The organism is Methylobacterium oryzisoli (genome assembly GCF_046557895.1).
Taxonomy (GTDB): domain Bacteria; phylum Pseudomonadota; class Alphaproteobacteria; order Rhizobiales; family Beijerinckiaceae; genus Methylobacterium; species Methylobacterium oryzisoli.
The window spans coordinates 1-14,052 of the sequence record NZ_JBKIBX010000077.1 but is presented as its reverse complement, the minus strand read 5'-3'; the positions used below and the strand labels follow the sequence as shown (position 1 = coordinate 14,052).

General features: G+C 68.4%; 10 protein-coding genes and 3 pseudogenes. 10 read left to right on the top strand and 3 right to left on the bottom strand.

The window, feature by feature from the left end:
* The first annotated feature begins 790 nt into the window (after positions 1–790).
* From ACKUB9_RS33115 to ACKUB9_RS33105, 3 genes are read left to right on the top strand one after another with little or no spacing between them, the layout of a single operon-like run.
* Complete coding sequence (locus ACKUB9_RS33115) at positions 791–2,053, top strand: HlyD family secretion protein (protein ID WP_407530772.1); 1,263 nt, start codon at positions 791–793, stop codon at positions 2,051–2,053.
* Positions 2,050–3,663, top strand: a complete 1,614-nt coding sequence (locus ACKUB9_RS33110; protein WP_407530770.1) for a DHA2 family efflux MFS transporter permease subunit — start codon at positions 2,050–2,052, stop codon at positions 3,661–3,663. Before ACKUB9_RS33115 ends, ACKUB9_RS33110 begins: the two co-directional genes overlap by 4 nt.
* Positions 3,664–3,696: 33 nt before the next feature.
* Positions 3,697–3,909, top strand: coding sequence for a hypothetical protein (locus ACKUB9_RS33105; RefSeq protein ID WP_407530769.1), 213 nt, complete (start codon positions 3,697–3,699; stop codon positions 3,907–3,909).
* Between the two features lie 540 nt (positions 3,910–4,449).
* Here ACKUB9_RS33105 and ACKUB9_RS33100 read toward each other — a convergent pair.
* Positions 4,450–5,411, bottom strand: a protein-coding gene (locus tag ACKUB9_RS33100) for an IS630 family transposase (RefSeq protein WP_407530767.1) whose coding sequence is annotated in 2 segments (ribosomal slippage) — positions 4,450–5,060 and positions 5,060–5,411 — 963 coding nt in all. Because the reading frame shifts where the segments join, the coding sequence is not laid out codon by codon here.
* Positions 5,411–6,418, bottom strand: a complete 1,008-nt coding sequence (locus tag ACKUB9_RS33095; RefSeq protein ID WP_407530765.1) for an IS701 family transposase — start codon at positions 6,416–6,418, stop codon at positions 5,411–5,413. Before ACKUB9_RS33095 ends, ACKUB9_RS33100 begins: the two co-directional genes overlap by 1 nt.
* A 60-nt stretch (positions 6,419–6,478) precedes the next feature.
* Here ACKUB9_RS33095 and ACKUB9_RS33090 point away from each other — a divergent pair, with 60 nt between their 5' ends.
* The 7 genes and pseudogenes from ACKUB9_RS33090 (at position 6,479) to ACKUB9_RS33060 (ending at position 13,368) form a co-directional block, all read left to right on the top strand.
* The gene (locus ACKUB9_RS33090) at positions 6,479–6,766 is read left to right on the top strand and encodes a hypothetical protein (RefSeq protein WP_407530763.1); all 288 of its coding nucleotides are present in this window, start codon (positions 6,479–6,481) and stop codon (positions 6,764–6,766) included.
* Positions 6,767–6,790: 24 nt separating this feature from the next.
* Positions 6,791–6,964: pseudogene (locus tag ACKUB9_RS33085) on the top strand (FAD-dependent monooxygenase); the annotation flags it as partial.
* Between the two features lie 95 nt (positions 6,965–7,059).
* A pseudogene (locus ACKUB9_RS33080) lies at positions 7,060–8,253 on the top strand (FAD-dependent monooxygenase).
* A gap of 24 nt (positions 8,254–8,277) precedes the next feature.
* Positions 8,278–9,225 (top strand): LysR family transcriptional regulator, encoded by a 948-nt coding sequence (locus tag ACKUB9_RS33075; protein WP_407530761.1) that lies wholly within the window; start codon positions 8,278–8,280, stop codon positions 9,223–9,225.
* Positions 9,226–9,540: 315 nt separating this feature from the next.
* A complete protein-coding gene (locus ACKUB9_RS33070; protein ID WP_407530760.1) occupies positions 9,541–10,167 on the top strand; it encodes a (2Fe-2S)-binding protein in 627 nt (208 codons plus the stop codon).
* Between the two features lie 4 nt (positions 10,168–10,171).
* Positions 10,172–11,164, top strand: a complete 993-nt coding sequence (locus ACKUB9_RS33065; protein ID WP_407530758.1) for an FAD binding domain-containing protein — start codon at positions 10,172–10,174, stop codon at positions 11,162–11,164.
* Between the two features lie 5 nt (positions 11,165–11,169).
* Entirely contained in the window at positions 11,170–13,368 is a 2,199-nt protein-coding gene (locus ACKUB9_RS33060) for a xanthine dehydrogenase family protein molybdopterin-binding subunit (RefSeq protein WP_407530756.1), read from the top strand.
* Between the two features lie 390 nt (positions 13,369–13,758).
* Here ACKUB9_RS33060 and ACKUB9_RS33055 read toward each other — a convergent pair.
* Positions 13,759–14,052, bottom strand: a pseudogene (locus ACKUB9_RS33055) (transposase); the annotation flags it as partial.

Genomic DNA, 14,052 nt, shown 5'->3' with positions numbered 1-14,052 from the left:
GAGGACAGAATCACAGCCCCTTCCGCACCGCTACCCAGCGTGAGTCGGGCTCAGCGAGACTTGGTATAAGAACCGATCTGCCGTCGACGCGGTGCTGCGCTACCACCACGAACAGGGTCTGACGGATCGGCGTTTCACGGTCGAGGAGATCGTCGTTCCCTACCTCCTCGACACCTGAGCCGAGCGGGAGACGCGGATGGGCGCCGAAGGTCGCGAGCAGGCGATCCCGGCGCTAGGCTGATGTCCGCGCCCTTGGCCGGGATCCAAAGGCGACGCCGCCGGTCGGCTCGTCCCTTCGAAGGTCCGTGGCCTCCCCTTTCTGGGTGGAGGGGCAGCGCCGCCCATGCGATTCAAGGAACCGGCGGCCGGCGAAGGCCAATTGGCTTGGGCGAGGCGCTCGCGCGCAAGTCGCCGCGCGGTCACTGCGGAAAACACCGCCAAGCGGCGGCGTGCCGGAAATCGATCAACCCGTTGCGTCGTTCTGATCCCCTCCATGCGCATCGCGACCTCGCATCCTCACGGCGACCGCTGTCATGAATCGCCGTTCTTCGGGTTGGGTTAAAAGATCAAGCATTCCATTCTTTCACGATTGCTTGCCGCCCCGTGTTCGGCGGCCGTTCGAACGACTGCGTCGGCCCATGCCGACGCAGTCCGATGCGCTCCGACGGCTCGATATCGTCGGCGGAAAGCGAATGTCGCGCTCGATTCCCGAAAGATGGCACCCCGGATTTGAGGAGTCCTGAAGGCATCGCCGTGACCGACCCGTCCGAGATTCGAGGACGGCGCGATCATGGCGGACGGCGAAGGACGAGATCCGGAGGAGGTGGATCCGCAAGTGGCAGAGCAACGGACCGATACGCTTGAGCGAAGTCAACCCGGTGACGGTGGGCTGACCCCCGTTCGCGACGGCGGGCGCGAGGCGGAGACGGATCGCCGATCCCCTGCACCGCGACCCGAGCAGGGCGGCGAGCGGAACGAACCCGCCTCGAACGCTTCGCAGGAGGACGCGGACCCGCGCGGCAAGCCGTCTGTCCTGCGCCGCCATCCAATCTGGTTCGGCCTCGGGGCGCTCGCGGTGGTCGCGCTCGGGGTCGCAGGCTACTTCTACTGGCTGATCTACCTTCACCCCTACGAGTCGACCGACGACGCGTTCGTCGACGCGCGCCAATACACAATCGCGCCCAAGGTCTCAGGCTACGTCGTCGACGTCCCGGTCACCGACAACCAGCATGTCGAGCCGGGCGACACGCTCTTCACGATCGAGGAACGTGACTATCACGTCGCGTTGCTGCTGGCGCAGGCCCAGGTGAAAGGTGCCCAAGCCGCTCTCCAGAACATCAGCGCGCAGATTGAGGGGCAGAAAGCGCAGGTCGACGTGGCCAAGGCGCAGGTGGAGAATGCCCAGGCCGCGTTGAAGTTCGCCCAGGAAGACGCCGCCCGCTACAAGGATCTCGCGGAGCGTGGGGCGGGCACGGTCCAGAAGTCACAGTCGACCACCTCGAGCCTGCAACAACAGCAAGCGTCCGTGAACAGCGCGAACGCCGGTGTCGTGGCAGCCCAGAACCAGGTCGCCTCGCTAGAGGCGCAGAAGGCCGGTCTCGAGGCGAGCCTGGCGCAGGTCCAAGCCAGCCGCGACCAAGCCAACCTCAATCTCGGCTACACGAAGGTCAAGGCCGCGCAGGCCGGGCGCGTCGTGCAACTCACGGGCGCAAAGGGCCAGTACGCGTCCGTGGGGCAGAGCCTGTCGATGTTCGTGCCCGACGAGAAATGGGTGGTCGCGAACTACAAGGAGACGCAGATCACCGACATGCGGCCGGGCCAGCACGTCGACATCGAGATCGACGCCTACCCGAACCGAAAGATCACCGGCCGCGTCGACTCGGTGCAGCCCGGCTCCGGCACCGCCTTCAGCTTGCTCCCGACCCAGAACGCCACAGGCAATTACGTGAAGGTCGTCCAGCGCATCCCCGTGAAGATCGTGGTCGAGAACTGGCCGAGCGACGTCTCGATCGGGCCCGGCATGTCCATCGTGCCAACGGTTCGGGTGCGATGAGCGCGGGCGCCACCGCCTCGGACAGCATCAGGCCGGAGGATAACGCCGCTGGGGAACACAACCCGTGGTTGATAGCATTTGTCGTGGCCTTGGCGGCCTTCATGGAGGTGCTCGACACCACCATCGCCAATGTGGCGCTCCGCTACATCTCCGGCGGGCTTGCCGTCGGTCCCGACGAGGCATCCTGGGTGGTGACGAGCTACCTCGTGGCCAACGCCATAACCCTCACGGCGTCGAGCTTCCTGGCCAAGCGTTATGGTCGGAAGGTGTTCTTCATGTGGAGCGTCGGGCTCTTCACCGTCTCGTCCATCCTTTGCGGCTTCTCCTGGAACCTGCAGTCGCTCCTTTTCTTCCGGGTTCTTCAGGGACTCGGCGGCGGCGGCATGGCGCCGCTCGCCCAGTCAATCCTAGCCGACTCCTTCCCGTCCGGAAAGCGGGGGCAGGCCTTCGCCGTCTACGGCATCGCAATCGTCTTCGCGCCGGCAGTGGGGCCGACGCTCGGTGGCTGGCTCTCCGACAACTGGTCCTGGCATTGGTGCTTCCTGATCAACGGCCCCATCGGCGTCATCGCGCTCGCGCTGATGTTCTGGCTGTTGCAGGACCCGAAGTCGGCGGTCGAGGAGCGCAAGCGCCTGCGTCGCGAAGGCGTGCGCTTCGACATCATCGGCTTCCTCCTCGTGGCGCTCTTCCTCGGCGCGCTGGAGGTCTGTCTCGACCAGGGGCAGCGCGACGATTGGTTCGGCTCGACCCAGATCATCGTCTTCGCGACGATCTCGGCCGTCAGCTTCGCGGCGATGATCCCTTGGTTGCTCACCCACAAGAACCCGGCCGTCGACCTGAGCCTGTTCGGCAATCTCCAGTTTTCCGCTTGCTTCATCATCATGCTGCTGACGGGCGCAATCCTGATCGCGACCACGCAGTTCATGCCGCAGATCGTGCAGGACAACTATGGCTACACCGCCACGCTCGCCGGTCTCGTGCTAGCACCGGGCGGGATCGTCACGGTTGTGGTCACCATGATCAACGGTGGGGTCCTCGCGACCCGCGTCCAGCCGAAATGGCTAATCGTCATGGGCGCCGCGACGATGATGGCCGGTTGCTACGACCTGACGCGGCTCTACGGCGACTCGACGTTCTGGTTCTTCGGCTGGGCGCGCATCTACATGAGCATCGGCATCCCGCTGATGTTCCTGTCCGTGACGACGGCGTCGTACAACGGCCTGAAGGCGGGTCAGACCAATCAGGCCTCGGCGCTCATCAACGTGGCGCGCAACGTCGGCGGATCGCTCGGCGTCTCGCTGGCGCAGAACATGCTGGCCTACCGAGGCCAGTTTCATCAGAGCCGGCTCGCCGAGAGCGTGACGCCGACCAGCCCGGCCTACCAAGATACGCTCAGCCAAGCGACGCGCTACTTCTCCGAGCACGGCTATGCCGGCCCCGACGCCCAGAACCAAGCCATCGCATGGATCGGCAGCCAGCTTGCCTCGCAGGTGACGTACTGGGCCTACATCGACGTGTTCTGGATCCTGTGCCTAGTCTCGGGCGCGGCGATCCCGTTCGGCCTGATGCTGCGAAAGGTGAAGCTCGGTGGCGCCACCGCCGCAGCCTGAAGTCAATTAAGGGTGGGTTGGTGGGTGGGGCCAATGGCGGAAGTGCAGGTTCGGCACCGGGCGGGTCTGACGTGGCGCACGCCGCTGAGAATGGCATTGCGTTTCGGCCTCCCCCTTATCGGCATGGTGGTGTTCGGCGACGCGGTCGTCCGTTCGATCGGCGGCGACATCAGTCATGTTCGCTTCACGCTCGGTGTCGTCCTCATGGCGCTCAGCTTCTCGGCGCGGCTCGTGCCCGGCCGATGAGCGCGCGTCCACCGGGAGTGGCCGGCACCGTGCCCGGACAACCGCCGGTGAGGCCGACGAATCGCACCACGCTCGGACGCCGGACCGGATCAACCCGGCCGGAACCAGCCGGGAAGAGCCACGGCCCACGCGATCATCGTACCGGCTCGACACCTTGGCTCGTCGGCCACGGCCACACCCTGCTCGCCCACGACCCAAGCAGGCAGATCGCCTGGTCGTCGGGCCAGGGACCCTATCCCTCCGGCACGTGCCTGATGAGCACCCACCGGATCGTGGCGAATGGCGCCCGCGACGAGCTGGTCAGTGCCGAACCCCTCGCCGACCACGCCGCAGCGACTCGCTGCCGGACCCAACGTTGCGGGACCGGCGGACCGGTGGCCGGCCCGGCGACCTTCGGTGCACCGATCCTCCCTTGAATTGGTGGTTCTCCCGCACTTTGATGTTGGTGGCGAATTCGGCGTGGCTCCTGCGATGAGAGGACGACCCGCGCGATGCGCTTGAGCGACGATGCGGCCCCAAGCCAGCTAGAGCCTCGCCCGCTCATGTAGCGACGGCCAAGTCGCTGTCGTATCCGGCGGCAGCGAGGCAGTTGCGGCATTCGTCTGCCGTGAAGCGAGCGAAGGCCTGCCGGATGGTGTGCCACAGATCTGTGACAGTACGGGCCGCCGCCGTTCGAAGCAGGGCTTTCAACTTGGCGAAGATCTGCTCAATCGGATTGAAGTCCGGGCTGTAGGGCGGGAGGTAGAGCAACCTCGCCCCGGCAGCCTCGATGACCTCGCGCACACCCGTCACCTTGTGGGCCTGCAGATTGTCGAGGATGACGGTGTCGCCGAGCCTGAGCACGGGCACGAGTGTGTCGGTGACGTAGGCCCGGAAGCGTGCGCCGTTGGTGGCTCCGTCGAACAGGGTGGTGGCACACAGGCCATCGCTGCGCAGGGCAGCGGTGATGGTGGTGGTCTTGTAGTGCCCGTGCGGGACGGCGAGGCGGCAGCGCTCGCCCCTCGGGGCCCAGCCGTAGCGGCGCGCCATGTTGGTGGCCGCAGCGGTCTCGTCGAGGAAGACCAGCCTGTCGGGATCGAGGGCCTCCTGGTCCTCGAACCACGCCTCGCGGGCGGCCCTTACATCCTCGCGCTCCTGCTCGGCCGCGTGGAGCGCCCCTTTTTTCGAGTGATGTTGTGCCGGGCGAAGAAGCGGGACAGGCTGCTCGTGCTGGTCTGCACGCCGCGCTCGGTCAGGATGTCGCGCAACTCGTGCAGGAAGCTCGCGGGCCGCGCCTCGTAGAGCGTCAGGATCAGGTCGGCTTGCGCCTCGATCCGGTGCGAGGTGTGATCGCCACCCGAAGGCTTGGGCGCGAGCCGCCCCTCCTGGCGGAACCGTTCCGACCAGCGACTGGCACTGGACACGCTGACCCCGAACCGGGCTGCCGCCTGATGACAGGACGCGCCTTCCACGACGGCAGTCACCACACGCTCGCGCAGATCGACGGACAGGGGTGAAGGCATCACGATCCTCCTTCACGCCCAACGCTCCGAAACCCAGGCCGTCTCAACGCGCTCGGGCGCGGCTCTAGAACCCAGCGGACCGGCACCTGCTTGCCTGGGTGGTACCAGAGCGCGGTTCCGGAGGCGATGACGAGCTCCCGTTCGGCCTGTCCATACCAGCCCGTGATCGTGACGCGCTGCCAGTGCGTGCGCGTGGCCTTCGGGTCGGCGAGGCGCTGCAGCAGGGTCGGCTGGCGAGCGCCCGACACGCGGGGACGGCCCTTCGTTCCGGGCCGTCGCGGCGGGGGTGGATCGAAGAGACGCGCGTCGAGCCGCAGCCGCGTGATTAGGGTCAGGTGACGGCCCACCGCCGCGAGCAGGTCGATGGCGGCGTAGCTCGTATCGGCGACCGCGACGACCTCTCGGCCCGGCAGCCAGCGCGCGAGCAGGAGTAGCAGCTGGCGGGCCCAGTCGGTCAGCTGCTTGTGTCGGCGTCCCTGAGCAGTGGCGTAGCGTTCGGAGGGGGCCAGGGCCGTGAGGAAGGGCAGCGCCCAGACCCGTCCGGCGAAGGGCACCGGGGCGAGCAGCATCAGGCTGATCCAGCGCAGGCCCGAGGCCTTGACGAAGTGACCATGGCTGGAGCGCACAGGATCGCGGTAGATGCCGCGGGCCTTGATCTTGGCGCCCCAGCGGTGCTCGATGGTCTCGTCGAGACCCACGACCACCGGCCCGCTCGGCGCGAAGGCCGCGACCAACAGCCCGAGCAGGGTACGCGCCAGGGCTTGGCCCCGCCAGCGCCTGCGGCTTAGCACGCGGTGGTAGGTGCTGAACGTCACGCCCTCACGCAGGCCCGCACTGCTCAGGGCCGCGGTCACGGTCCGCCGTCCGGGCGCGAGCAGCGCGCCGGTGACGAGGACCAGCAGGTTGGCGAAGGTCGGGCGCGTGAAGCCGCCGGCGAACGGCGCCATCCAGGTGGACAGAACGGCGGGGACCGCGTCGATCGCATCGGAGGCGACGGGCCTTGCCATGGCGGGCTCCCGGTGGTGGCGTCCTCGCCCCAACCCGGCTCGCGGCGCGAGGCTTCCCCCATGCCGGCCAAACCCGATCCCCTGCAGGTGCGCATCGCGGCGTTCAATCACGCGCGCGGCGGCGGCGTCGCCGTGCACAAGGCCGGGCGCGGCTACTCGCTGATCAGCGAACGCACCGGCGCTCCCATCGCGAGGCTCCGGCCCACCGGCCAAGCCGATCGGGTGCAAGTGCTATGGTGGAATGGGGTCCGATGGGGTGCTTCAGGGCCATTCGGCATCGCCACTCTGCCCCTGGACGAGGCCCTCGACTACATCGCCTCCGAGCCGCACTTCTGGATCAGCGCCTGACCAAAATGGGCCAAACTCGAGCAGATCAATCATTTCTTCAACGGGAAGGCGGTCGAGCCAACCCATATCGACCAGATCGCCAGCCCTTATTCTAAGGTCCTCTACAGCGGCCAGGACGTCATCGAAACGACTCTCTCCGACCTCGCCGCAAGCAGGGGCGCTCCCGTCGAGCACGGTTGCAAGGCGGTCGCTATCGCACAGGACGACGAGGGCGTGTCCGTCGAGTTCAAGCGGTCAGAGACCAAGGAGGGTTCGACGTCGCGCCGGTCGAGCGGTTGCGGTGTCGCTACCTCGTGGGCGCGGACGGGAACGATGGGTTTGTGCGCAAGTCCGTCGGCCTCGACTTTGAGAAGGAGCGCATGCCGGACCGGGTCAACCTCACGGTGGACGCCAAGCTTCGCTGGCGACGTTCCACTGACCTGGACCAGCTCTGGTTCTTCTACTTTCATTCGGGCTTCAGCGGCGTCTTGCCGGTCTGGGGAGGCTACCACCGCATCTTCGTCACCAAGGACGATGCAGGCGTTCCCGACCGCGATCCGACGTTGGAGGAGATGCAGTCGCTCGCCCGCGAGGTGACCGGGGACGACACGCTCACGCTCTTCGACCCCATCTGGTTGAGCCACAATCGCTACCAGCATGGCTCCGCCCCGAGCTACGCCCGCGACCGTGTCTTCCTCGCCGGCGATGCCGGACACACCACCCTGCCGATCGGCGGGTAAGGGATGAACGCCGGCTTCCACGACGCCGTGAAGCTCGCGTGGCGCCTCGCGATGACGCTCGGAGGTCACGCCCGGCCGATCGTGCTGGACTCCTACGGGGTCGAGCGCGGCGGGGAGCACGCCCGACTCGACGACCAGCAGGCCACGGGCCTCCGCCGCATCGCCTATCGCGGACCGATCGGCGACCTCGCCCTCGACGCGGGCGCGAAACTCGTGCCGAACATCGGCTCGCGCATGTCGGGAACGGACGACCTGCAGCAGCTCTCGGTCAGTTATCCGAAGAGCCCCTTGAACGACGACCACATGGGCGTGCGTCAAGCGCTGCGCAGCCATGTTCCGCGTGCCGGCGATCGCGCCCCCGCTGCGGACGTCTTGGACGAGGGCGGCAGGACCACGACGCTGTTTCCCTACATCTACAATCCAGATGGCCGAAGCTGGGGCTGGTCGCTCCTCGCCTTCGACGGCGGCAGGGACGACGCCGCGACGCCGTTGATAACGGCGGTGACCGAGGTCGCTGGCTGGGACTGGGTTCGACCGCGGCTGGTGCTGGCCGGGCCTTTCGTCCCGAGGGCTGAGGCGGGCGACGCCCCGATCCTCTCGGACCTCGACGGGCGAGCGCACGCAGCGTACGCGGTCGACGGGATCCCTTCGCTCGTCCTAATCCGTCCGGACGGCCACATCGCCTTTCGCGGCCCGGCGGCGCGCCCGGAGCTCTTGAGGGCCTATTTCGAGAAGGTTTTCATCGCGCCGGCGGCTGAGGCCGCGTGACGACCGGCGCCAGCTTGATCATCGATGGGCATCGCGTATCCCATTGCCGTCATGGATTTGCACGGTGTGGACCTCAACCTCCTGGTAGCCTTCGACGCGCTGATCGCCGAGCGGAGCGTCACCAGGGCCGGCAAGCGGATCGGCCGAACCCAGCCCGCCATGAGCGCCGCGCTGGCACGCCTCCGATCGCTATTTCAGGACGAGCTGCTCGTTCGTGGCTCGACTGGGTTGCAGCCGACGCCGCGAGCCCTCGACCTGGCTGAGCCCGTGAGCCGCGCGCTTGCAGAGATCCAGCGCGCCTTGGACTTCACGCATGCTTTCGAGCCATCGACGTCACCTTACTCGTTGACGCTCGCTGTATCCGAGCATCCCGCCTACGTCCTCCTGCCGACTCTCATCGAGCGGTTGCGAGATGTCGCCCCGAACATCGCTCTGCATGTGGTCGGCGTGACGGCACGGGATGACGCGGTCTCGATCCTCGACGCCGGTGAGGCGGATCTGTCCATCGGCGTGCCGCCGACCGTCTCGGTCGGAGCTCGGATCATCACGCAGAGCTTGTTCGAGGAGCGGTTCGTCTGCGTGGTCCGGAGGGATCATCCGGTCGCAGCTCAGCCGTTGAACATGGAGACATTCCTCGCCCTGGGTCACCTGCTCGTCTCGCCCGAGGGGGAGCGTTACGGCAAGGTCGATGAGGCTCTCGCCGAGAAGGGGCTGAAACGCCGGCTGGGCCTGACCCTGCCGCAGATGTACGTCGCTCCGATGCTGGTCGCGAAGTCCGACATGATCGCGACGCTGATGTCGGGCGTCGTCGCCGCCTCTCGCGTCGGAGATCAGCTGACCATCCTCGATCCTCCGCTCGACCTTCCTTCTCCGGTTTTCGCGATGTCATGGCATCGCCGCAGCGACGCTCACCCGGTCCACCGATGGTTTCGCGAGCTGGTCGCCAGCCTTTCCGTCGCGAACTCGTCCTGAAGCCGGTCGATCCGGGGGCCTTGCTAGGATGATGGCGCTCTGCCGCAAGGTCCGTCTGAGCTTCGATCAGCAAAGCTGATGCAAGCCGATCAGCGTCGTCGATGGAGCACTGTCCTCCTTCAGACCGTTGATGAAGCCAAAGAGTGCCGGCAGAGGGACGCTCCTGATGACCACCCACGTCAGGGATCAGCAGGATCTGAAGCGCCGGCGGTCGCTGCAGCTTTCTCTCCAGGCCTGTAGCCGGTGCCGCCCCGAGCTGTGGGTCTTGGGCGCAGGAGCGCGGCAGGTCACTCCCAAGCTCGGAGGTCAGCGAGGATGAGCGGCGATCCCAAAGGCGCCTCCAAGGGCGCCAGAGCGAAGCACGGCCCGAACCGCCGTGACGTGGTCGCCGGCGCGGCGGCGATCTCGGCGCTGGCGACCGGAGGCATGCCGGTTCAGGCGCAAGCTCCAGCCGAGCCGCCGGCTCCGACGATCCGCGCCCAGCTGGTGGTGAACGGCTCCTCACGAGCTCTCGACCTCGACCCCCGCTCATCGCTCCTCGACGTGTTGCGGGAGCGGCTGGCGCTCACGGGCGCGAAGAAGGGCTGCGACCACGGGCAGTGCGGCGCCTGCACCGTGCACCTGGACGGGCGGCGGGTCGCCTCATGCCTCACCCTCGCCCTGCAGGCGGACGGGCGGAACGTCACCACCATCGAGGGACTGTCGCCCGCCGACGGCTCGCTGCATCCCATGCAGCAAGCCTTCATCGACCACGACGCGCTGCAATGCGGCTACTGCACGCCGGGGCAGATCATGGCAGCCGTCGCATGCGTCCAGGAAGGGCACGCGACCTCGCCCGACCAGATCCGCGAATACATGAGCGGCAACCTGTGCCGCTGCGGCGCCTATGTCGGCATCGTCGCGGCGATCGAGGACGCCGCCCACAAGATCCGGCAGGGGTGAGATCATGCGCTCGTTCACCTACGCCAAGCCCGCATCGGCCGCCGACGCCGTGAGGGCGCTCGCCGCCGCTCCCGAGGGGCGTTTCCTCGCGGGCGGCACGACGCTGTACGACCTCATGAAGCTCGACGTGGAGCGCCCCGGCGCGCTCGTGGACGTGACCGCCCTGCCGCAGATGGCGTCCGTGGACGCGTCGAGCCCCACCGAGATCACCTTCGGCGCGCTGGCCAGGATGGCGGACGCGGCCGAAGACCCCATCCTGCGCCGGGACTATCCTGCGCTCACGGAAGGGCTCGAGAAGGCCGCCTCCCAGCAGCTGCGCAACATGGCGACGCTCGGCGGCAACATTCTGCAGCGGACGCGCTGTCCCTACTTCCGGGGCGGCGAACCTTATGCGTGCAACAAGCGCGCCCCGGGGAGCGGCTGCGCAGCTATCGGCGGCCTCGACCGCGGCCACGCCGTCCTCGGCGGAAGCGACGCCTGCATCGCCGTCTATCCGGGCGATTGGGCCGTCGCCCTCGCTGCTTTCGATGCGACGGTGGACGTGCTGGGCCCGAACGGTGCCCGCAGCATTCCCATGGACGCGCTCCATCGCGAGCCGGGCTCGACGCCTGCCGTCGAGACCAACCTCGCGCACGATGAGCTGGTCCTGCGCATCCGCGTGCCCAAGACACCGCTCGGGCGCGCCTCGACCTATCACAAGGTCAGGGACCGCGAATCCTACGCCTTCGCGCTCGCCTCCGCTGCCGTCGCCGTGCGGCTGGAGGGCGGCACGGTGCGGGAGGCCCGCATCGCGCTGGGCGGGCTGGCGACGCGCCCCTGGCGCGCACGCGAAGCGGAGGCGGATCTCGTCGGGCGCCCGTTGAACGCCGAGACGGCGCGCGCGGCGGGCGATGCTGCGCTGCGCGGCGCCCGCGCGGGACGACACAACGGGTTTAAGATCGAGCTGGGCGTCCGCACCGTGGCCGACGCTCTTCTCATCGCCGGGACGAGGGCCTGAACGCCATGACCGGAACTGCCTTCCCAGACCTTCCCCGCGTGGACGCACGCGAGAAGGTCCGCGGCGCCACCCTCTACGCGGCCGACGACGCACGGCCCATGCTGCTGCATGGCGCGCTCGCGACCGCGACGATCCCGCGCGGCGTCGTCAAGTCCCTGGACACCGCGGCGGCGGCCGCCGTACCCGGCGTGCGGCTCGTGATGACGCACCAGAACCTGGGCGTGGTGCGGCCGGCCGGCTTCGCCGGCTCCGGCGGCTACGGCTTCCAGAGCGTGCAGGCTCTCGCCGGCGACCGCATCGCTCATTTCGGGCAGGCGATCGCGCTCGTCGTCGCCGAGACGCTGGAAACTGCGAGGGAGGCGGCCTCGCTCGTCCGCGCAAGCTACGCGGCGGAACCGCACAGCCCCACCATCGACGCGCCAGGCGTCGAGATCGTCGCGCAGGCCGAGTCGGCGCTGCCGAAGCCGAGGTTCGAGGACGCGATCGCAGGCGACGCCGACGCCGCGTTCGCGGGCGCGGAGGTCAAGGTCGACGCGACGTACACGTCGGCGAAGCAGCATCACAACCCGCTGGAGCTCGTCGCGACAGTGGCCGAGTGGCAGGGCGGCACCCTCACGATCCATGAGGGCTCGCAGAGCACGGGCGCGATCCGGGGCGGGCTCGCGCGCTCGTTGGGCATCTCCCCCCAGCGCGTTCAAGTCCTGTCGCCGACGACGGGCGGCGGCTTCGGGCAGAAGGGCGCGCTCCAGGCGCACACCCTCCTCGCCGCGATCGCCGCGCAGCGCACGGGGCGGCCGGTCAAGCTCGTCACCAGCCGCCACCAGCTCTTCCACTCCGCGAGCTTCCGTCCTGCCAGCCGGCACCGCATCCGTCTCGGCGCCGGGCGGGACGGACGCATGACCGCCCTTATCCACGAGAGCGACGCCCAAACGTCCCGCCACGACCTGTTCGGCTCGCTGCACCTCGAGGTGTCGGCCCGGCTGCACGGCATCCCGAACATCCGCGGGCGGGAACGCCTGGTGCGGACCGACGTGCAGACGCCGGGGTACATGCGCGCGCCGTTCGAGCATCCCTCGTCCTTCGCCATGGAATCCGCCGTGGACGAGCTCGCCTACGCCCTCGGCCAGGATCCGGTCGCGCTGCGGCTCGCGAACGACGCGACGCGCGATGCGCTCACCGGCAAGCCGCTGTCTTCGCGCCACCTCGACGAGTGCCTTCGGCGGGGCGCGGCGCGCTTCGGTTGGGCGCGCCGGTCCATGGCGCCCGGCTCCATGCGAAACGGCGACGGGACGCTCGTCGGGTGGGGCGTGGCCGCAGGCGCCTACAAGACCGCTACGGTCCCGGCGGTGGTGGCGCTTCGCCTGACCGCCGACGGCTCCGTCGCGGTCGCGATCGGCATGCACGAGATGGGCCAGGGGATCAGGAACGCGATCGTCGCAGCCCTGTCCCGCCGGCTCGGCGTGGCGCCGGAGCGCGTGACGGTCAGCCTCGGCGACACCCGCGCCGTCCCGCAGCACACCACGGCAGGCTCCTGGGGGGCGACCAGCGCCGTGCCCGCCGTGGAGGAGGCCGCCGACGCCTTGCTGCGCGGACTCGCCGAGATCGCGCCCAACGCCGCCGGCGCCGCTCCCGCAGAGATGCTACGCTCCGCCGGACGGCCCTCCTTCGAGGTCTCGACACGAAGGAAGGCTCCCGGTCAGCCCGACGCGGTCTTCGAGCGGCTCGAGGCCGGCCTCGTCGCCGCCGCGGGGCCTGAATATCCGGATTTCGTGAGCCTCAGCTACATCGCGCATTTCGTGGAGGTCCGGGTCGAGCCGACCACCCGCCGAGTCCGCGTGCCCCGGGTGGTCAGCGTCGCGGATTGCGGGCGGGTGGTGAGCCCGCGCACGGCCGCGAGCCAGGTGCGCGGCGGCGTCGTCTGGGGGGTGAGCGCCGCGCTTCGAGAGGGTGCGGAGGTGGACCCCCGCTATGGCTCCGTCGTCAACGCCGACCTCGCCGACTACGTGATCCCGGTGAACGCGGACATTGGCGCGATCGAGGTCGACTTCGTGGACCGTCCCGACCCGCTGGCGAACGCGTCCGGCGTTAAAGGTCTGGGCGAGGTCGCCATGGTCGGCGTCGCTGCGGCTGTGGCGAACGCGATCCACCACGCGACAGGACGACGGCTGCGCGACCTGCCGATCCGAATTGAGCACATCCTCTGAAGCTTGGTCCCGAAGCGATCGCGTCCGCGCCTCGCTCTCGCCCCGAACCTCGAGAAGCGCCTCTCGAACGGCTACGGCGGCGGAAATCGGACGTCGGTCGAGGCGGCTGACGCGGTCGCCCTGTGTCACCAGCCCATCGTTAGCCCGAGCGGGTCGGCAAAGTCGTGAACTGACAGCTTCAGCCGGGCGAACCCCTGACGAGGCTTGTCACGTTACCAGCTTCAGGAGCTTGTCGGCGTTTGCGTGGGCGAATCGCGCTAGAGCTGTTCCCGGTCAGGTAGCGACGGCCNCAGCTTCAGCCGGGCGAACCCCTGACGAGGCTTGTCACGTTACCAGCTTCAGGAGCTTGTCGGCGTTTGCGTGGGCGAATCGCGCTAGAGCTGTTCCCGGTCAGGTAGCGACGGCCAAGTCGGTTTCGTATCCGGCAGCGGTGAGGTAGTTGCGGCATTCCTGCGGGGTAAAGCGGGTGAAGGCCTGCCGGATAGCCGCCCAGAGATCCGGGATCGGGCGGCCGCACTGCGCAACAGCGCCTTGAGCTTCGCGAAAACCTGCTCGATCGGGTTGAAATCGGGACTGTAGGACGGGAGGTAGAGCAGCTGCGCTCCCGCGGCCTCGATCGCCTCCCGCACGCCGGCGACCTTGTGAGCGGGCAGGTTGTCCATCACGACGATGTCACCGGGATGC